The organism is Streptomyces sp. SYSU D01066-1, assembly GCF_054956795.1.
Genome location: NZ_JBUDHV010000009.1, coordinates 44,263 through 64,583, shown reverse-complemented (window position 1 = coordinate 64,583; position 20,321 = coordinate 44,263). Strand labels below are relative to the sequence as shown.

Sequence of the window (20,321 nt, the reverse complement as noted above, 5' to 3'; positions counted from 1 at the left end):
TCACCACTTGCCGGGCGCGTAGTCCTTCAGGAAGACGCCGTACAGGTCCTCGCCCGCCTCGCCGCGCACGATCGGGTCGTACACGCGGGCCGCGCCGTCGACCAGGTCGAGCGGGGCGTGGAAGCCCTCCTCGGCCAGGCGCAGTTTGTCGTAGTGGGGGCGTTCGTCGGTGATCCAGCCGGTGTCCACCGAGGTCATCAGGATGCCGTCGCTCTCGAACATCTCCTGGGCGCTGGTCCGCGTCACCATGTTCATCGCGGCCTTGGCGGCGTTGGTGTTCGGGTGGCCCGCGCCCTTGTAGCCGCGGGCGAACACGCCTTCCATCGCCGAGACGTTGACGACGTAGGCCCGCCCGGACGGCGCCTTGCGGGCGGCGTCGGCCATCACCGACCGGAGTTTGCTGATGAGGATGAACGGCGCCGTGTAGTTGCACAGCTGTGTCTCCAGCAGCTCCACCGGGGAGATCTGCTCGATGCTCTGCACCCAGGTGTTGCTGTCGACGACGTCGGGGACCAGGCCGCCGGCGTCGATGGCGGTGCCGTCGCGGTGCCGGACCACGCTGGCGTTGCCGGCCACCAGGGCGAGGTCGGCGACCTGCTGCGCGTCGAGGCCGCTGACGCCTGCGGGCAGCGCGGCCAGTCCGTCGACCGAGCCCGAGCCGAAGGCGCCGATGACGTGCTGGGCGGGCAGCTCGCCGGCGGGCAGCGGCGCGCTCTCGCCCTCGACCAGGGCGGCGTACGCGGAGGGCAGGCGGCGTACGGTCTGCGTGGCGTTGTTGATCAGGATGTCGAGCGGGCCCTGCTCGGCCACCCGGTCGGCCAGGGCGACCGCCTGGGCGGGGTCGCGCAGGTCGATGCCGACGACCTCCAGGCGGTGGATCCAGTCGGCGGAGTCGTCCATGGCCTTGAAGCGGCGGACGGCGTCCTTGGGGAAGCGGGTGGTGATGGTGGTGTGCGCGCCGTCGCGCAGCAGCCTGAGCGCGATGTACATGCCGATCTTGGCCCGGCCGCCGGTGAGCAGCGCCCGCTTGCCGGTGAGGTCGGCGCGGGCGTCGCGCCGCATCCGGTTCTCGGCCGCGCACGGCGGGCAGAGCTGGTGGTAGAAGTAGTCGACCTCGACGTAGCGCTGCTTGCAGACGTAGCAGGAGCGGGGGCGCTGGAGTATCCCCGCGATGGTGCCCTCCTCCGTGCGGGAGGAGGGCAGGATGCCCTCGGTCTCGTCGTCGATGCGCTCCGCCGAGCCCGTGGCGGTGGCCTCGGTGACCGCCTTGTCGTGGGCGGTCTTGGCGGCCCGGCGCTCCTGGCGGCGGCGCTGCTTGACCGTGCGGTAGATGTGCGAGGTGGCCCGGCGGACCGCGATCGCGTCGGGGTGGTCGACCTCGATGCCGTCGAGTTCCTTGAGCACGCTGAGGCAGACGGCGAGCCGTTCGGGGTCGATGCCGGGGCCGTACCCGGACGCGCCCACCTCGTCCGTGGCCGCCGAACCGTCCTGTGTCACCGTCATCGCCGCTGCCGTTTCCCTGGTCACCCGCGCGGCGCTCCGTCTCGCGTCCGCTGTCGAACGCCGGATTTTACGCGAGCGACGGGCCCGGCCGCCAAACCGTCCGCCCCGGCACCGCGGGCGACGGGGCGGGACGCCGGCCCCGCGGCACGAAGAGAGCGGGCGACCGGCCGGGGCCACCGGCGCCCCCGCACGAAGGGCGCGGGCAACCGGCCGGGCCGCCACCGTCTCCGGCTCAGGAGTCGCAGGCCCTCAGCAGGGCCGTCGCCTCCTCGGTCACCGCGTGGGCGAGGCGGTCGAGGTCCGGCACGGCCTCGGCGTCCGCGACCAGCCCGTAGTGGACCCGCCCCCGGTACGTCGAGACGGCGACGGCCAGCGAGTGCCCCCGGGCCAGCGGCGCGAAGGGGCAGATCTCGGTGAGCGGGTGCCCGCCGAGCTTCAGGCCGAGGCTGGGCAGGGGGACGCTGGTGACCAGGATGTCGAACCAGAGCCGGGCGGCCTGGCCGACCAGGGGGCCGCTGAGCCGGTGGCCGAGGGCCGGGACGTGGTCGGCGAGCAGCGCGACCGCGCCGGCGCCGCGGGCGGGCCCGGCGTCCTTGTTGCGGTCCATGGCGGCGCGGACGGCGCCGAGGCGGGAGAGCGGGTCGGGGTCGCAGACCGGGAGCCGTATCAGGTAGCCGGAGAGCCGGTTGCCCTGGGGGTGGGCGGTGCGCGGGCGGCGCTGGGAGACGGGGATCAGGGCGCGGGGCGCCACGCCCTCGGTGCCGTCGCCGCGCTGGTCCAGCCAGCGGCGCAGCGCGCCCGCGACGACCGCGATCAGCACGTCGTTGACGGTGCCGCCCTCGGCCTTGCGGACGCGGTGCACGTCGTCGAGGTCCAGGCTGACGCCGGCGGTGCGGCGGGTGCCGGAGGACTCGGCGGTGAGCGCCGGCGACGAGCGCACGTCGAGGGTGGACAGGGCGACGGAGGCGCCGATGTCCAGGGCCCGTCCGGCGTCGGAGAGGGCCGCGCGCACCAGATCGGGCAGTCCGCGCACGTCCGGCAGCAGGCCGCGGCGCGACGGCGCGGGCCGGGGCCGGGGCGCGGGCAGGTCCATCGGGTCGAGGACGGCCGCGGCCAGCCCCAGCGCCCTGAGTCCGTCGGCCAGGGCGTGGTGGAACTTGAACAGCACGGCGAAGCAGGCCCCGTCCTCGCCCGGCAGGACGTGCGCCTCCCACGGCGGCCGGTCCCGGACCAGCGGGCGCTGCATGAGGCGGCCCGCCACGGTGTGGAAGTCATCGGCCGGGGCGTGCAGCCGGACGTGGTCGAGGGGGTCGAAGTCCGGGTCCGGCTCCCGGGCGGCGCCGCCGAACGAGAACGGCTGCCGCAGGGCGAGCGGCGGCTGCCACACGTCCCGGATGCGCATCCGCAGCCCGGGCACGCCCGCCGCGCGCAGGGCGAGCAGGTCCGCCGCGTGGGCCCCCGCGGTGGGCGAGTGGGCCGAGAAGACGCCGAGCGCCCCCAGGTGCATGGGGTGCTCGGCGGACTCGATGTTCCAGAACGCCAGATCGAGGGGAGCGAGCAGGTCGGAAGTCAATGGCTTGCCTCGCATCGATGAGGGTGAAGACAAACAGTCAAACTCTCCTCACCGATTACGGTCAAGTACGATCTAGTTACCCACAGTTAACAACGGATTGGGTCCCGCCCCTCGGAAAGGGGCGGGACTCATGGGGCGTCTGAGGTCACGTCAGCGCAGGTGGCGCCGCCTGGGGTGACGTTCCCCACCCGGACGGCTGCGGGCCGACCGTGAACGCGAGCGACCGCGTCGAGCGCAGCGCGTCGGTGGTCAGATAGGTCCGGTCGTAGCCCTTCCCGTCCGTCCGGGCCGACTGGACGTAGCGGTCGGTGTCCGAGGTGCCGGGCGCGGTGATCGTCAGGGCGCCGCGCGGGTAGTAGCGGCGGTCCAGGGCCAGGTCGACCCGGTCGAAGACCGGTGTGGACAGGCCCCAGGTGTCGTGACCGGGCTGGATCGGGAAGATCCCGATCGAGGACAGCACGTTCCAGGCGGACATCGTGCCGAGGTCGTCGTTCCCGGTCATGCCGGTCGGGGTGTCCGTGAAGAGGGTCAGCGCGGCGTGGACCACGTCGGTGGTCTTCCAGGGCTGCCCGGTGGACAGGTAGGTGTACGGGGCGATGAGGTCGGGCTCGTTCTGCGGGTTGTACTTGTCGGCGTTGTAGTAGTCGTAGGGCCCGTTGACCCAGACCTCGCGGGCGGTGCCCGCCGGGTCCGCGAGGAGCCGCTCGTAGGCGAAGAAGGAGTCCAGCCGCTCGTTGGCGGCGTCGGTGCCGCCGATCAGGTCGATCATGCCGGGCAGGTCCTGCGGCACCAGCCACTGGTACTGCCAGCTGGTCCCCTCGTGGAAGCCCTCGCTCCGCGCCGGGTCGGCCGGGCCGGTGAAGGCGCCGGCCGCGTCGCGGGCGCGGAAGAAGCCGGTCGAGGGGTCGAAGACGGTGCGGTAGTTCTGGGCGCGGGCGGCGTACCGGGCGGCGTCCTCCTCGTGGCCGAGGTCGCCGGCCATCCGCGCCAGCATCGCGTCGGACAGGGCGTACTCCAGGGTGGCGGAGGCGCCGTGGTCGTAGTCGGAGTCACCGGGCTTGGCGTGCGGGCGGCCCTTGACGTAGGGCGCGTAGCCGTGGGCGAGGTACTCCCGGTTGGCCTCCCGGCCCACGGCCGGGGACTCGGCGGGCGGCACCCCGTCGGCGTTCTTCTTCAGCGCCCGGTACGCCTGCTCCTCGTACCCCTTGAGCAGGCCCTGCTGGTAGGCGTTGGTGAGGAACGGGGTGACCGGGTCGCCGGTCATGATGTTGGTCTCGACCGTGCCGTAGCCCCACTTGGGCAGCCAGCCGCTCTGCTCGTCGATCTTGAGCACGGAGACCGCCATGTCCCGCGCCTGGCGCGGCGCCAGCAGGGACAGCAGCTGGGACTGGGTGCGGTAGGTGTCCCACAGTGACCAGTTCTGGTAGTACGTGAAGCCCTTCGCCCGGTGCTTGTTCTGGTCCCAGCCGGTGTAGCGGCCGTCGACGTCGCTGCCGATGTTCGGGGCGAGGAAGGAGCGGTACAGGGACGAGTAGAAGGTGCGGCGCAGGGTGTCGTCACCGCCTTGGACCCGCACGTCGTCGAGCCGGTCCTCCCAGGTGCGGTCGGCCGCTTCGCGTACGGCGTCGAAGGAACGGCCGCCCTCGGCGCGGAGGTTGAGGGCGGCGCCGCGCGCGTCGACGTAGGACAGGGCGGTGGTCGCCTCGACGGTGCGGTCCTTCGTCGTGTCGAAGCGCAGGTAGGCGCCGTCGCGGCCGGTTTTCGCCCCGGCGGTGACGGTGGCGCCCTCCCAGGTGCCGTAGGCGGTGAAGGGGCGGTCGAAGCGGGTGACCGTGTGGAGGGTGTACGGCTCGGTGTCCTGGCAGAAGCCGCTGCCGGTGATGGTGGTGCGCACGGTACGGCTGTCCAGGACCTCCACCTCCGTGGCGACCGTCCGGTGCAGCGACTGGCCCGCGTTGAGCAGCACGTTGGCCTTGTCGGTGGCCGGGAAGGTGTAGCGCTGCACGCCGGTGCGCTCGGTCGCGGTCAGCTCGGCCTCGATGCCGGAGTCCAGGCCGACGCGGTAGTAGCCGGGGCTCGCTGCCTCGTCGTCGTGGCTGAAACCGGCGGCGTACTTCGCGTAGTCCGTCTCGGTGACGTCACCGGTGGTGGGCAGCACCGGCAGGTCGCCGCCGAGGCCGCAGCCCACGCCGGAGAGGTGGACCAGGGAGAAGCCCCGGACCCGGTCGTTCGAGTAGTCGTAGCCGACGTTGTGGCCGGTGTCCGGGGAGAGCTGAACCATGCCGAAGGGCACGGCGGCACCGGGGTAGGTGTTGCCCTCGTTCTCGGTGCCGATGAACGGGTTGACGAGGCCGGTCAGCGGGCCGTCGTGGCCCGTGGCCGCCTGCGCGGACGGCGCGGCGAGCGCGCAGGCGAGCAGTGCGGCCGCCGCGCCGGCCGCCACACCCCGCAGCCGATGGATCCCTTTCATGAGAACTTGCCTCCATACGTAACGTACGACAACGTTGTCACCATCTCCGTGCCGGGCACGGCGCCCCCTCGGGGGCGGGGGGATTGCTGCCGGGCCGGCCACGACGGGCCCGCGCCCGGCGCACGGGCCCGCCCGCCCCACCACGGGACGGGCGGGCCCTCACCGGTCAGGCGCAGCCCACCGGCGTCGCCCGCGAGATGTCCGCGATCAGCTGCTGGTGCGCCGCCCTCAGCCGCGGCACATCGGGCTTGACGACCTTGCGGTCGTACGTCAGCAGCCCGTTCAGCTCCCCTTCGACGTCGGTGATCTGCGTGTACACCGCGCCGTTGCCGCCCTTGCAGGCCAGGGCGCGCACCTCGGCGAGCTTGGCGAGGTAGTCGTCGGTGTACGTGGCCGGGTCGACGTCGACGTACGACTGCTGCACGGACCAGGCGTGTCCGGGCACCGCGAGACCGAGGCCGCCGTACTCGCCGCTGACCAGGGCCCGTTCACCGTCCGGGGACGGCGGCAGGGCCGGGCTCGGATAGCCGTGCTCGTCCATGATGTCGCCGGCGCCGCCGTCGGCGCCGAGGTTCAGGCCGGACTGGTTGTTGACCAGCCGGGTTGGGTCCCAGGCCTTGGCCTGCTCGGCGATCCGGCCGACGTCGTACTGGCCCCAGCCCTCGTTGAAGGTGACCCACATGATCACTGACGGGCTGCTGATGTGCTCGTCGATGATCTCCTTCATCTCGCGTTCGTACTCGGCGCGGGCGGCGGTGGACGGGTCGACGCCCGCCGTCATGGCCGGCATGTCCTGCCAGACCAGCAGGCCCAGTCTGTCCGCCCAGTAGAACCAGCGGTCCGGCTCCACCTTGATGTGCTTGCGGACCGAGTTGAAGCCCATCTCCTTGTGCGCCTTCAGGTCGTACGCGAGGGCCTCGTCGGTGGGCGCGGTGTGCAGGCCGTCGGGCCAGAAACCCTGGTCGAGGGTGGCCATCAGGAAGACCGGTTCGCCGTTGAGCAGGGTGCGCGGGGTGCCGTCCACCTTCTCGACGGAGACCGAGCGCATGCCGAAGTAGCTGCCGACGCGGTCCTTGCCGACGGTGACCTCCAGGTCGTAGAGGAACGGGTCGTCCGGGGACCACAGCCGCGGGTTCTCGATCTTCAGGGTGAGGGGCCCGCCGGTGCGGCCGGTGACCGTGGCGACCTTGCGCCGGCCCTCGTAGGCGGTGGCCGTGACCCGTACGCCGTCGCGGATACCCTGCGGCTCGACGGTGACGGTGGACGCGTCGACGTCGGGGGTGAGCTTGAGCGAGTCGACGTGGTCGGCGGCGACCGGCTCCATCCACACCGTCTGCCAGATGCCGGAGGACGGCGTGTACCAGATGCCGCTCGGGTCCAGGCGCTGCTTGCCCAGCGGCGGGTTCTCGCCGTCGGCGGCGTCGGTCGGGTCGTAGACGCCGACGATCAGCTCCTGGACGCGGCCGGGCTCGAGCGCGTCGGTGATGTCGGCGCTGAACTTGTCGTAGCCGCCCTGGTGGTCGGCGACCTTGACGCCGTTGACGTAGACCTCGGAGCGCCAGTCCACGGCGCCGAAGTTGAGCTGGAGCCGCTGCCGGGAGCCGACCTTCCAGTCCTTGGGGACGGTGAAGGTGCGGCGGTACCACATGCGGTCCTCGTGCCGCTCGATGCCGGAGAGCTGGGACTCCACCGGGTACGGGACCAGGATGCGCTCCTTCAGCTTCCTGCCGACCGGCGGCTGCTCACCGGCCTCGGCGGCGGCGAACTGCCAGCTGCCGTTGAGGCTGCGCCAGTCGTCGCGGGTCAGCTGCGGGCGCGGGTACTCGGGGAGGGCGTTGTCCGGGCCGACCTCGTCGGCCCAGTCGGTGCGCAGCTCGTAGGTGGAGCGGTTGGAGCCGCTCGTCCAGAAGGCGCTGACAACGTTGCCTTCGGCCGTCGTCAGGCCGCCCTCGCCGTCGTAGCGGATGTCGGCGGTGCCGGGGGCGGTGCCGGTCTTGTTGCCGACGACGGGTTCGTCGAGGGCGACGAGGAGGGCGTAGGGGTCGTCGGGGTCGGCCTTCGCCCCGCCCAGCGGCCAGGTGGCGCCGCCGATGACCGCCTGGAGGTGGTCGGTGAAACCGGCCGGGGGCGTGGCGACGGGGTGGGCGAAGCCGAGCTTCAGGGTACGGCCGGTGGCCAGGACGGCGGCCGAGGTGGCACCGTCGTAGTCGTAGCCCTCGGGCAGGCGGAACGCCGACTGCGGGACCGCTTCCTTGACGCCGCCGGGCTCGGTCCAGCGCAGGTGGAGGTTGGAGCCGCCGTAGTGCTCGAAGTACTCCAGCTTGATGTCGTAGGACCGGCCCGCCGTCAGGTCGATCGGCTGGGCGGTCTGTTCGCGGTCCCAGTCGTCGACCCAGTGGTCGATGGCGAGCTGTCCGCCGATCCAGAGGCGGAAGCCGTTGTCGCCGATGACCGAGAAGGTGTGCGGGCCGGTCTCCTCGGGGACCAGCCGGCCGGTCCAGCGGACGCTGACGTCGTCCGACTGTCCGGTGGCGGACCTGAGGCGTGACTCCAGGTTGCCGAAGTCGACCTGCGGGTCGAAACCGGTGGCCTTCAGCTCGTGGAAGTCGAAGGCGCCGGGGGCGGAGTGGGTGTAGTACTCGCCCTTGAGGCCGTGGGCCTCCACGGCCGTGCCGTCGGGGGCGGCAGCCGCGCCGGCGGCGGGCACGGCGGCGAGGGTGCCGCTGCCGAGCGCCGCGGCCAGCAACAGGGCCAGGCGGTCTCTGAGTCGTCTGATGCGCACGAATCCTCTCCTTCGAGGAGGACGGGGCCGGTCGTCACACCGATGCCTGGTTACATCGTTGTAACGGCAGATGCATGACAACACGGATTCCGATTGTCGTCCAGGGACATGACAACGCCGTCCGGTGGCACCCGTCTATGAGCCCGCCCGTCGGCCCGACCGCTCCGGACCGACGGGCGGCGCACCGGCCGGGCGGCGCACGGGACCGCCCGGCCGGGGTCGGGAGCCGGGCGCGCTACAGCACCCGTCGGCCCTTGCCGAGGGCGATCACCCCGCCCCGGGAGACGGTGTACAGCTCCGCGTCCCGCTCGGGGTTCACGCCGATCGTGGCGCCCGGCGGCACCTGGACGTTCTTGTCCAGCACCGCCCCGCGCACCACCGCGCCCCGCCCGACGTGCACGTTGTCGTGCAGCACCGAGCCCTGCACCACCGCGCCCGGGTCGACCACGACCCCCGGTGACAGCACCGACCGCGTGACCTGGCCCCGGATCAGGCACCCCGCGCTGACGATGGACTCGCTGGCGATGCCGCCGGCGTTGAACCGGGCCGGCGAGAGCTGCCCGGAGGAGGTGTAGATCGGCCACTGCCGGTTGTAGAGGTTGAAGGCGGGACGCTCGGCGATCAGGTCCATGTGGGCGTCGTAGTAGGCGTCGAGGGTCCCCACGTCCCGCCAGTAGCCCTGGTCGCGGCTGGTCTCCCCGGGCACGTGGTTGTCACCGAAGTCGTACAGCCCGGCTTCGCCCCGGTCGGTGAGCTGCGGCAGGATCGAACCGCCCATGTCGTGCGCGGAGTCGTCGTCCTCGGCGTCCCGGTGCAGGGCGTCGATCAGGGCCTTGGTGGTGAAGACGTAGTTGCCCATCGAGGCGAAGACGCACGCGGGGTCGTCCACCAGACCGGGCGGGTCGGCGGGCTTCTCCAGGAAGCTCTCGACCGTCCGGCCGTCCGAGCCGGGGGTGATCACCCCGAAGGACGCCGACTCGGTGCGCGGCACCCGGACGCCCGCCACGGTGACGCCCGCGCCGGATTCGATGTGCTGGGCGAGCATCTGGCGCGGGTCCATGCGGTACACGTGGTCGGCGCCGAACACCGCGACGTAGTCGGGCTGTTCGTCGTACACCAGGTTCAGCGACTGGAGGATCGCGTCGGCGCTGCCCAGGTACCAGCGCGGTCCCAGGCGCTGCTGGGCGGGGACCGGGGTGACGTAGTTGCCGAGCAGGCTGGACATCCGCCAGGTGGTGGTGACGTGCCGGTCCAGGGAGTGCGACTTGTACTGCGTCAGCACGCAGACGCGCAGGATGTCGCCGTTGACCAGGTTGGAGAGGACGAAGTCGACGAGGCGGTACGTGCCGCCGAACGTCACCGCGGGTTTGGCCCGGTCCGCGGTCAGGGGCATCAGCCGCTTGCCCTCCCCGCCCGCGAGGACGACACCGAGCACCGAAGGACCTCCACGACGCATGGCCGCACCCCTCCCACCCTCTACGCCAGTTGCTCCGTCACACCTGTTCACGCCTGTTTCAGGACGTTCCCGTAGAGCCGGACCGTGCGGCGGGCCACCGCGTCCCAGCCGAACTCGGCCACCGCCCGCTCCCGTCCCGCCCCGCCCATCCGGCGGGCGCTCTCCGGGTCGCCGATGACCGCGTCCAGGGCCCGCGCGAGTCCCGCCTCGAAGTCGTCGTCCACGTCGACGAGTACCCCCGTTTCGCCGTCCGCCACGACCTCGGGGATGCCGCCGGTGCGCGAGGCCACGACCGCGGTGCCGCAGGCCATCGCCTCCAGGTTGACGATGCCGAGCGGCTCGTACACCGAGGGGCAGACGAACACGGCGGCGTGGGTGAGCAGTTGCACCACCTCGGGCCGGGGCAGCATCCGCGGGATCCAGTGCACGCCGTCCCGCGTCCGGCTCAGCTCGTCGTACAGGTCGCGGAACTCCCGGTCGATCTCGGGGGTGTCGGGGGCGCCGGCGCACAGCACGACCTGCGCGGCCGGGTCGATGTCCCGTACCGCGCGCAGCAGATGGGGCACGCCCTTCTGGCGGGTGATGCGGCCGACGAAGAGCACGTACGGGCGGGAGCGGTCCAGGCCGACGCGGTCCAGGACGTCGGTGGCCGGGTCGGGCCGGTACAGCCGGGTGTCGATGCCGTTGTGCACGACGTGCACCCGGTCGGCGGGGAGCGCCGGGTAGCAGGTGAGGATGTCCTCGCGCATCGCGCCGGAGACGGCGATCACCGCGTCGGCCGCCTCCACGGCGGTGCGTTCCGCCCAGCTCGACAGCGCGTAGCCGCCGCCGAGCTGCTCGGCCTTCCAGGGGCGCAGCGGCTCCAGGGAGTGGGCGGTCACCACGTGCGGGACGCCGTGCAGCAGCTTGGCGAGGTGGCCGCCGAGGTTGGCGTACCAGGTGTGGGAGTGGACCAGTTCGCGGCCGGCCAGGGCGTCGGTCATCGCGAGATCCACGGAGAGAGTGCGCAGCGCGTCGTTGGCCCCGTCCAGGGCGGACCAGGGGCGGTGGCGCCGCACCCCGGCGCCGTCGGCGCCCGACGCCTCGCCCCAGCAGTGCACGTCCAGGTCGACCAGCGCGGACAGTTCCCGCGCGAGGAACTCGACGTGGACGCCGGCGCCGCCGTACACGTCCGGCGGGTACTCCCGGGTCAGCAGTCCCACACGCACCCGGAACCTCCCGTCTCGGCGGCTGGTCCCCCCCATGGTCACCCAGCGGGGGCGCGGGGGGAAGAGCGCGGGACGCACGGCTGGACCGGTGCGGGGACCGCTTGTGCGGCCGGGCGGGCGCCGGGAGCGCTCGTACCGCCTCGCCGGGCCGGTGCGGTGCGGTGCCGTGATCGGCCCGTACGGCGCGGGCCGGTGCGGTGCCGTGCCGTGATCGGCCCGTACGGCGCGGGCCGGTGCGGGCCGGTGCGGGATCCGTTCCCACGGTGCGGTGCGGAGCCGGAATCCCCCCGGGACCCACCCTGGGGAGGACCGGGAGGCGGCCGTACTCCATCGGCAGTACGACCCAAAGAGTGCTCAGGGCTGACGACGGGAGGGGGGCGCGCGCGGCAAGGTGTCGGGTATGGAAGCCGACTGTTCGCCACGCCGGGCCGGGACGACCGGGCCGGGCCGTCGCCGCACGCCGAGGAGCCACCGATGAGCGCCCTCGCGTTGTCCGTGGTGCTGTCGCTCGTGTCCGCCGTCGCCTACGCGGGCGGGGCCATCGTCCAGGAACAGGTCGCGCTGTCCTCCCCTGGCCGGCGGTACGCGCCGCTGCGCCGGCCCGCCTGGTGGGCGGCGGTCGCGCTGAACGGCCTGGGCGGACTGCTGCACGTGGTGGCCCTCGCCTACGGCCCGCTCAGCCTGGTGCAGCCGCTGGGCGCGCTGACCATCGTCTTCGCCCTGCCCATGGCGGCGCTGTTGGTGCGGCGACCGGCCGGTGCGGCGGCCTGGCGGGGCGCGGTGATGGCGGCGGTGGGGCTGGCGGGTCTGCTGTCGCTGGTCGGCTCGGCGGACTCGCGGTCGCTGGACACCACGCAGCGGACGGTGGTGGCCCTGGTGACCGCCGGGTCGGTGGTGGCGCTGATGGCCGCCGCCCGGGCCGCCCACCGGCACCCGACGGTGCGCGGCACGCTGCTGGCGACCGCGTCCGGCGTCGCCTTCGGCATGTCGTCGGTGTTCACCAAGACGGTCGCGGTCGACTGGACCGGCGGCGTGTCCCTCGCCGATCTGCCGTCCCTGGCCGTGATCGGCGTGCTGGCCACGGCGGGCATGCTGCTGTCCCAGGCGTCCTACCGGGGCGCGGGCCTGGCCGCCCCGCTGGCCACACTGACGGTGGTGAACCCGGTGGCGGCCGCGGCGGTCGGCATCACCATGTTCGGCGAGACCTTCCGGTACGGCGCGGCCGGCACCGTGCTCGCCCTGGGCTGCGGGGTGGTGGCCGCGGGCGGCCTGATCCTGCTGACGACGGAGCGGATCGCGCGTACGCGGGGGCGGGCACCGGCAGACGGCGGGGCGGTGCCCCGCACCGGTGAGGTGCCGGCGCGGGGCACGCCGGTGTCCGGGGACGCGGTGCGCGAGCGTACCGACGTGACCGGTGGGACGGACGTGACCGGCGGGACGGGGACGGCACCGTCGGCGGAGCGGGGACGGGAGCGGGCACGGGACCGGGAGCAGGCACGGGACCGGGAGCAGGCGCAGGACCGGGAGCAGGCGCAGGACCGGGAGCAGGCGCAGGACCGGGAGCAGATCGTCCTGCCCGCCCCGGCGCCGTCCCCGGCCGCGGAGACCGCGCCGGCGGAGGGGACGTACCCGGACGGCGGGATACGCGAGCCGGCCGGAACGGCGGCCGCCGTTCCGGCCCTGGCCCACTCCTGCGGGGCCCACTCCTGCGGCTCCGGTGTCTTCACCGGCCTCCCCCGCCCCCTGCCGGCCGTACCCGGGCCGGCCCGGAGTCAGATGCTGACCCCGCCGGCCCGCAGATAGGCCACCGGGTCGACGTCCGTGCCGAAGCCGGGCCCGGTCCGCACCTCGAAGTGGAGGTGCGGACCCGTGCTGTTGCCGGTGGACCCGGAACGGCCGATGCGCTGGCCGGCGCCCACGCTCTGCCCGTCCTTCACCGAGATGGCGGACAGGTGCGCGTACTGGCTGTACCGGCCGTCGTCGTGCCGGACGACCACCTGGTAGCCGAAGGAGCCCTCCCAGCCGGCGCTGACCACCCGGCCCGCGGCGACCGACTTGACCGACGTACCGGTGGGCACGGGGAAGTCGACGCCGGTGTGGTAACCCTGCGACCAGGAGGAACCCGTCTGGTGGTAGGGCGTGCCGGTGGCGGCGTCGACGGGGGCCACCAGGGAGTGGCCGGTGGTCGCCCTGTTCGCGCCGCGCTCCGGGGACTTCTTCTTCGGCTTCGCCGACGCGGTCTTGCGCTCGGCCTTGCGCTCGGCCTTGCGTTCGGTCCTGCTCTCGGCTTCGCGGTCGGCCTTGCTCCCGGATTCCTTACCGGTGAGTGTCAGCCGCTGGCCCGGCAGTATCACGTCGGGGTCTTCTCCGACCTCAGCGCGGTTGGCCTCGTACAGCTTCTGCCAGCCGCCCCGCACCCGCTGGGCGTCCGCGATGCCGGACAGCGTGTCACCGGAGATCACGGTGTACATCCGGGACCGCCCGGCACGGGACTGCGGGGTGCTCTGCGGCCGCACGTCCACCGCGGCGTTCTTCTTGCCGCTTTTCTCGCTGCTTCCGCCGTTGCTCTTCTTGTCGCTCTTCTGTTTCTGCCGCTCGCTCTTGGCGTTCTTCTCGGTGCCGCCGGCCGGGTGGATGTCAGGGGCGTCGCCGCCGCGGGTCAGCCCGGCCCGGGCCGAGCAGACCGGCCAGGCACCGGGTCCCTGCCCGTCCAGCACCTTCTCCGCCACGGCGATCTGCTGGTCCCGGGTGGCCAGATCCGCACGCGGCGCGTACCGCGTGCCGCCGAACGCCTCCCACGTGGACTGGGTGAACTGCAGTCCGCCGTAGAAGCCGTTGCCGGTGTTGATGTCCCAATTGCCGGTGGACTCGCAGGCGGCCACCTTCTCCCAGGTGTCCAGGTCGGCCGCGTGCACGGTACCGGTGCCGATGAGCGGGAGCGCTATCCCGGCCCCACCCGCGGTGACGGTCAGTGAGGCACGGTTGATCCTGTTCGGCTGATACCGGCGGTGCCGACCGCGTACGGCCATGGAGATCCCCCTCGACACGGAGTCAGGAGCAGCGAAGGCAAGCACTGAGAACCGGCCACGACGATACGGCCCCCGCCCGTTCCGCGAGGCGCAATGGCGTGGAACCGGCGGTTGTTGGCCGGATGAGGCGCGTGTCCGGTGAGCCGCCGGACCCCTCGCGTGCGTACCGGTGTGTGCGCCGGTCGCAAAGGTGCGGCCGGCATACCGGCACGTCAGGATGGCCGGACGGCGGCCGTGGACTGACAGGCACGACCGGCGCCACCGACACTGGGTCACTAGGAGCCAACGCACATGAGTACTGCAGCGCAGATCGGCGTCACGGGTCTCGCGGTCATGGGCCGCAACCTCGCCCGTAACTTCGCCCGCAACGGTTACACCGTCGCCCTGCACAACCGGACGGCGTCGAGGACGCACGCGCTGGTGGAGGAGTTCGGGAGCGAGGGCGACTTCATCGCCACCGAGACCGCCAAGGAGTTCGTGGCGGCGCTGGAGCGGCCGCGACGCCTGGTGATCATGGTGAAGGCCGGTGATCCGACCGACGCGGTGATCCAGGAGTTCGCCCCGCTCCTGGAGCCGGACGACATGATCATCGACGGCGGCAACGCGCACTTCGCGGACACCCGGCGCCGCGAACGCGAACTGCGCGAGCAGGGTATCCACTTCGTCGGCATGGGCGTCTCGGGCGGGGAGGAGGGCGCGCTCAACGGCCCCAGCATCATGCCCGGCGGTCCCTCCGCGTCCTATGACTCCCTGGGCCCGATGCTGGAAAGGATCTCGGCGAAGGCGGCGGACGGCGCCCCCTGCGTGACGCATGTCGGTCCGGACGGCGCCGGGCACTTCGTGAAGATGGTGCACAACGGCATCGAGTACGCCGACATGCAGCTGATCGGCGAGGCGTACCAGCTGCTGCGCGACGTCGCCGGCTACTCCCCCGCGCGGATCGCCGAGATCTTCCGCACCTGGAACACCGGGCGGCTCGACTCGTACCTGATCGAGATCACCACCGAGGTGCTCTCACACGTGGACGCGGCGACGGGCGAGCCGTTCGTGGACGTGGTGGTCGACCGGGCGGAGCAGAAGGGCACCGGCCGCTGGACGGTCCAGATCGCCCTGGACCTCGGCGTGCCCGTCTCGGGCATCGCGGAGGCGGTCTTCGCCCGCTCGCTGTCCGGGCACGCGGCGCTGCGGGAGGCGTCCCGCGGACTGGCGGGCCCGAAGCCGTCGCCGCTGCCGGAGCCGGAGGCGGCGGCCTTCGCCGACCGGGTGGAGCAGGCTCTGTACGCGTCGAAGATCGTGTCGTACACGCAGGGCTTCCACGAGATCGCCGCGGGCAGCGAGGAGTACGGCTGGGACATCGACCTGGGCGCGGTCTCGGCGCTGTGGCGGGGCGGGTGCATCATCCGCGCGGCCTTCCTGGACCGCATCCGCGCCGCGTACGACGCCCGGCCGGACCTGCCGAGCCTGCTGTCGGACGAGACGTTCGCGCGGGAGATCGCCCAGGCGCAGGACGACTGGCGCGAGGTGCTGGCCGCCGCGGTCCGGCAGGGAGTGCCGACGCCCGGCTTCGCCGCCGCCCTGGCCTACTACGACGCCCTGCGTGCGGAACGCCTGCCCGCCGCCCTCACCCAGGGCCAGCGGGACTTCTTCGGCGCGCACACCTACCGGCGTACCGACCGGGACGGCGCTTTCCACACGCTGTGGGGCGGGGACCGGTCCGAGGTGGCCGGCTAGGTCTCGTCACCGGGGCCGTGGACCGTCCGCGGACGTCAGCTGAGCGGCGGTCCCGGCTCCGGGTTCGGCACGGGTTCCGGTCCCGGTGGGATCGGCGACGGCCAGGGCTCCGGCGGACCGGGGTGCGGGGGCGGCGGGGCGGGCCGCGGACCGGGATCCGGAGGCGGGGGTGTCGGCACAGGTCCCGGTCCCGGACCGGGGACTGGGCCGGGCGGCGGCTCGGGGGGCGGGACCGGGTCCGGGTACGGCTGCGGCGGTTCGGGGTCCGGGCCCGGCGTCGGCCCCGGCGGGACGGGATCCGGATACGGGTTCGTCATGACGGGTGTCCTCCGGCCTGTCGGTCGGTCTGTCTCTCTGTCTGCGTCGGCTCTGGACTACTCCCCCGCCTACCCGAGGCCCGCCCCGCCACTCACTCCCCCGTATGAACGAGAAGGCCCAGGTGGGCTCGCCGCGCGGAACGTCACCGGGCTATCCGGAGCCGTCCGGGACGCGCCTTCAGCCAGTCCCACGCCGCGCAGCCGCTCCGGACCGGCCGCCGGGACCTGGCCGGGGCGCCGCTCGGCCCACGTGACGGCGTACGGCCACGGCGGCGCGGCGCTGTCCGCCCTCGCACGGTGCGAGGGCGGACAGCGCGAGGGCGAGCGAGCCCACGACACCCTTCCCCGTGGGCCGGCTCGACGGAGGCGCGCGCCGGGACCGGGGCGTGGCCGGGAGCGCCGGGCACGAAGCACCCGATCCGGCCGACGGCCTCGTCACCGGCCGCCGCCTCCAGGCGGCCTCCCGCCCGGTCGTCACGGATCCCGGCGCCGCTCGCGGCCACGCTCCGCCCGTTCCCGGTCCTCGCCGCGCTCGCCGCGTCAGGCCGACGCGGCCTGCGGGCTGCGCTCCTGGTCCGATCCCGGGACCGGCTCGGACGGGTCCGCGCCCAGGGCGACGACGCGGTTGTCGCGGTCCACGTGCACGACCCTCGGCTTCAGCGCCCGCGCCTCGGCATCGGTGACCTGGGCGTAACTGATGATGATCACGAGATCGCCGGGATGGACGAGATGAGCGGCGGCCCCGTTGATCCCGACCACACCAGAGCCGCGCTCGCCCTCGATGACGTAGGTCTCCAGCCGGGCACCATTGGTGACGTCGACGATGTGCACCAGCTCACCCGGCAGCAGGTCGGCGGCGTCCAGCAGATCGGCGTCGATGGTGACCGATCCCACGTAGTGCAGGTCGGCCTGGGTGACGGTGGCTCGGTGGATCTTGGACTTGAACAGAGTACGCAGCACTTTGGACTCCTCGAAGACGGCTCCCTGCCTGCTTTGTGCAGGTCAAGGGCAGTCTCGACTGTACACCGGCACGCTCGAACGATGTTTGTGAGGAACATTGCTCCGGCCTGGCTGGACGGCTTCCCGCCTGGGGTTTCCCTTCGCACCGACGCCTGTTGGGGCGGCCGTCCCGGAACGCGCGGGGACTCATGCTGACCGGATGCTGACGTACCTGGTGATCTATCAGGTAAGCAGGAGACCACTCTGCACACACGGACGACGTAAGCACGCACACCACCGCCCTGTCGAGCACGGCATCGCTCTGGTTCACGGAACACGGCTCCCTCGGCCATCAGCCGGTCGACGCTCGGCCGCCTCGGAAGCCAGCTCGCTGCCTGCCACCCACCCGAGGCCCCTCGGCAGCGCGGAACTCGCGAGCGAGGCGGGTCCAAGGCGCCCACGCCAGCCCGCCCGGTACGAAGCCAAAGTCACACGCCCCTGCGCACTCGCGTGCGCCGCTCCTCCCTTCCGTACGGTCTAGCCCGATGGCGAACCGCCCGCGCACACCGTGAAGGAGAGCTGTTGAAGCCGACCGAGGAAGTGCTCCAGGACCTGACTCAGCCCTCGAACGTCTCCGTGTACTCCGATGACGCGCTCGTCGGAAAGGTGAAGGCCGCCATCGCAGCGGACGACGAGAAGCGGAAGGAGAACGAGGACGAGCCGCTCCGCCGGAAGCCCGCCCTCGCCCCGATCCTGCCGACGGAGCTGCCCCGGCACTTCGAAGTGACCCTCTGGGACGTGCTCCACACCCTCGCCCGGGCCACCGCTCTGTCGTGGCGAGGGGCGGGCCGGGGGCTGGCGGAGCACTGGGGCGCACTCAAGTACACCCAGGCCCTGGCCGGCGGTCGTGACTCCTTCCTCGGCCTCACCGACGAAGGCCACCGCATCGCGGACCACTACAAGTCGCTGCAGTCCAGCGAGCTCGGCATCGGCTTCGCGTTCACGCTCGCCGAGCACATGCTGCGCAGCCGTTTCCCCGACCATTCGGTGACGATCGTCCCCGCAGACACGGCGTTACGCGCGGGCTGGGCCCTCACCAGCAGGGACAAGGGCGAGAAGGTGAAGTACCGGTATCGTCCCCGGTACTTCGCCGAGGTCTGGCGGCCGGGCGAGCCGTCCCTTGTCATCCCCCTCGCCTGCAAGGACAACCACAGCGACTCCGCCACTTCCGCCGAGCAGCTGGCCTCCGCCTCGGCCCACGCCGAAGCGGTCCACATAGGCGCGTGGAACGAGACTCCCGGCCTGCTGTTCAGCACACAACTCCCGACGGACGGCGGCACGATGACCGTCCACGCCCTCCAGGCGCCGGGCAGTGGCGGTCGGCTGTCCCCGGCAGAGGGCCGGGAAGCGAACCGGAACGCCCCGCCCCTCCAGGCGAACGTGATGCCGGACATCCATCCGCCAGCCGAGGGCCTGGTGGCACCGGAGCCCGTACGGGGCTGCCACGTGCAGCCGAAGGACTACGCCTGGTTCCAGGAGTCCCTGGCCCACACCACCGCGGCGGGCCTCATGGCCTTCACCGGCTCCGGCCACGCCACCGCCCGCCACCTGACCGACCGGCAGGGCCGCAAACGCTACACCGGTCTCGAACACGCGGCCAGCATGAGCGTCCAGGACGCCGCCCACACCCTCTTCGGCAACGAGTACGTCGGCACCGACCACGTCTTCCGCCTCAACGGCCCCCGCGTCGAGGCGTTCTCCGGTGTGGACGAGGAGGTCTTCCGACTCCTCGCCAGGGGCGACATCGAGCAGTACCGCGCCCTCGTCCACGCGAGCCGCCACGTCCGCCCCCGCCTCACCATCGACGAGGACTGGGGCGGTCCGGTCTCCGTCCACGCCGACGGCTCTGTCTTCGCCCTGCGGCTGTTGCCGGGGCAGAAGGAGGAGCCCTGCGCGTGCTCGTCTCGCTGACGCACCGCTGAGACGACAGTTCCGTCCAGACGGCCTCTGGGCGGACGACCAAACCACATGACGGCCAGCAGTGTGGGCCTCGACTCGCGGTGACGGTGTAGGCGCGGGCGATGCAGAGCATGGTCTTGCTCACCCGCCCGAAGGACGGCAGCGGATCCAGCCGGAAGCCTTCCGACCAATTCTTCGAGGTGGCCGTTACCGAGTTCCACCGTTGAAGCCCTGACTGGACCTGGGAGTGGGAGCGGGATGCGGTGTTCGACCGTTACCGCAGCCCGGTCTCGCCGTGAGTCCACTGCGGGGTATCGCGCGGCCGCCCTGCACATCCGTCGTGCAGGGCAGTCACCCACCGTGGACGAACCCGGGTTGGAACCTGCTGGCCACACCGCATCCTCTGGTTGCAACGGCGGTAGAGGGGATGGACGCGATGACCGCCTCTCAGGCGTTCTCGTCATGGATCCGCGCACCCAGATCCTCCGCCCACTCCAGCGCCCACGCCTTGAGTTCCTTGATCTGCCGGGAGGTGAGCCCGTACGCGGTGTAGTCCTCATCCTCGTACCAGTCCGCGCCGATGAGCCGGTCCCGGAGGTCTTCGAGGCTGAACTCGTCATGGGCGCGACGGCGGCCCAGGGATTCGAGGTCGGCGGTGGAGCGGTGGCGGGAGGCGGCCCGGACGTCGACGAGGTCGCGGACGGTGCCGCGGTCGGCGAGGGCAGGGACCTTGGTGCCGATCATGTCGTCGGTCGAGGGAAAAACGGGGCCGTAGGGGGTCTGGGCGGGCGGAGCCCAGAACGCCTCCTCGAGGACGTCGGCCTCACACTCCTCGCCGGGGGCCGGATCGGTGACGAGGAACCGGCCGCTGAGCGGATCTGTCCGGACCTGCGTGGTCCGCCATCCGCGCGCGCTGAGGCCTGCTGTGAGTGAGGCGACGAGCCCCCCTCGAGTCCTGGCGCGTCCTGACCACGGTCCGCATGAACGCCCGCCACGCCACCACCCTCCTGCGGGCCCTCCTCGTCCTCGCGAACACCGGGTCTGGAGGTGACCGGCGATCACCCCCGCAGTGATCATGATGCCGGCCGGCAGGAATCCATCACTCCCGGACCGCACCAGCCCCACCCCCGCGAGCTGCGGAAGCAGGACGAAACGATCCCGTTGCCGACCGTACCGGCCCACCGCCGACCGTACCGACCGCTCTCCGGCCGCCGTTCCCGAACCGTCCTCGGCCGACGGTCCCTCACTCGCACCTGAGACACTGGCGATCAGTCACAGCGGGGCGGCGCGATCAGTTGCGCACCGTTCTTGCCGCGGCTGGGGAGGACGGTGCTCGGCGACGGTGTGGCTGAGG

At 72.4% G+C, this 20,321-nt stretch carries 12 protein-coding genes; 3 read left to right on the top strand and 9 right to left on the bottom strand.

All coding sequences use genetic code 11. The features are described 5' to 3' along the window. The 6 genes from ACY1JF_RS11535 to glgA form a co-directional block, all read right to left on the bottom strand. The gene (locus ACY1JF_RS11535) at window positions 1-1,503 is read right to left on the bottom strand and encodes an SDR family NAD(P)-dependent oxidoreductase (RefSeq protein ID WP_462704941.1); all 1,503 of its coding nucleotides are present in this window, start codon (window positions 1,501-1,503) and stop codon (window positions 1-3) included. A 232-nt stretch (window positions 1,504-1,735) separates the two neighbouring features. Continuing rightward, window positions 1,736-3,076, bottom strand: a complete 1,341-nt coding sequence (locus tag ACY1JF_RS11530) for a wax ester/triacylglycerol synthase family O-acyltransferase (protein WP_462704940.1) — start codon at window positions 3,074-3,076, stop codon at window positions 1,736-1,738. Window positions 3,077-3,221: 145 nt separating this feature from the next. Then, window positions 3,222-5,546, bottom strand: coding sequence for a GH92 family glycosyl hydrolase (locus tag ACY1JF_RS11525; RefSeq protein WP_462704939.1), 2,325 nt, complete (start codon window positions 5,544-5,546; stop codon window positions 3,222-3,224). Between the two features lie 166 nt (window positions 5,547-5,712). Continuing rightward, the gene (locus ACY1JF_RS11520) at window positions 5,713-8,328 is read right to left on the bottom strand and encodes a PA14 domain-containing protein (protein WP_462704938.1); all 2,616 of its coding nucleotides are present in this window, start codon (window positions 8,326-8,328) and stop codon (window positions 5,713-5,715) included. A gap of 235 nt (window positions 8,329-8,563) precedes the next feature. Continuing rightward, entirely contained in the window at window positions 8,564-9,784 is a 1,221-nt protein-coding gene (glgC, locus tag ACY1JF_RS11515) for a glucose-1-phosphate adenylyltransferase (protein WP_462704937.1), read from the bottom strand. 47 nt (window positions 9,785-9,831) lie between these two features. Then, a complete protein-coding gene (gene glgA, locus ACY1JF_RS11510; protein WP_462704936.1) occupies window positions 9,832-10,992 on the bottom strand; it encodes a glycogen synthase in 1,161 nt (386 codons plus the stop codon). 474 nt (window positions 10,993-11,466) lie between these two features. Between glgA and ACY1JF_RS11505 the strand changes: the two genes are divergently transcribed. Continuing rightward, window positions 11,467-12,795, top strand: a complete 1,329-nt coding sequence (locus ACY1JF_RS11505; RefSeq protein ID WP_462704935.1) for a DMT family transporter — start codon at window positions 11,467-11,469, stop codon at window positions 12,793-12,795. Here the strand turns inward: ACY1JF_RS11505 and ACY1JF_RS11500 are convergent. Continuing rightward, entirely contained in the window at window positions 12,765-14,021 is a 1,257-nt protein-coding gene (locus ACY1JF_RS11500) for a transglycosylase family protein (RefSeq protein WP_462704934.1), read from the bottom strand. The two genes, ACY1JF_RS11505 and ACY1JF_RS11500, sit on opposite strands and share 31 nt — an antisense overlap. 291 nt (window positions 14,022-14,312) lie before the next feature. On the opposite strand from ACY1JF_RS11500, the gene gndA reads away from it, so the two are divergent. After that, window positions 14,313-15,752 carry an NADP-dependent phosphogluconate dehydrogenase gene (gndA, locus tag ACY1JF_RS11495; protein WP_462704933.1) on the top strand — a complete coding sequence of 480 codons (1,440 nt, stop codon included), beginning with the start codon at window positions 14,313-14,315 and terminating at the stop codon, window positions 15,750-15,752. Window positions 15,753-16,609: 857 nt separating this feature from the next. Here gndA and panD read toward each other — a convergent pair. Beyond that, entirely contained in the window at window positions 16,610-17,029 is a 420-nt protein-coding gene (gene panD / locus ACY1JF_RS11490) for an aspartate 1-decarboxylase (protein ID WP_462704932.1), read from the bottom strand. A gap of 561 nt (window positions 17,030-17,590) precedes the next feature. On the opposite strand from panD, the gene ACY1JF_RS11485 reads away from it, so the two are divergent. Beyond that, window positions 17,591-18,979: a hypothetical protein gene (locus ACY1JF_RS11485; protein WP_462704931.1), complete on the top strand. Its 1,389-nt coding sequence runs from the start codon at window positions 17,591-17,593 to the stop codon at window positions 18,977-18,979. Window positions 18,980-19,414: 435 nt separating this feature from the next. Here ACY1JF_RS11485 and ACY1JF_RS11480 read toward each other — a convergent pair whose 3' ends face one another. After that, window positions 19,415-20,044 carry a nucleotidyl transferase AbiEii/AbiGii toxin family protein gene (locus ACY1JF_RS11480; RefSeq protein ID WP_462705094.1) on the bottom strand — a complete coding sequence of 210 codons (630 nt, stop codon included), beginning with the start codon at window positions 20,042-20,044 and terminating at the stop codon, window positions 19,415-19,417. Window positions 20,045-20,321: the final 277 nt, after the last annotated feature.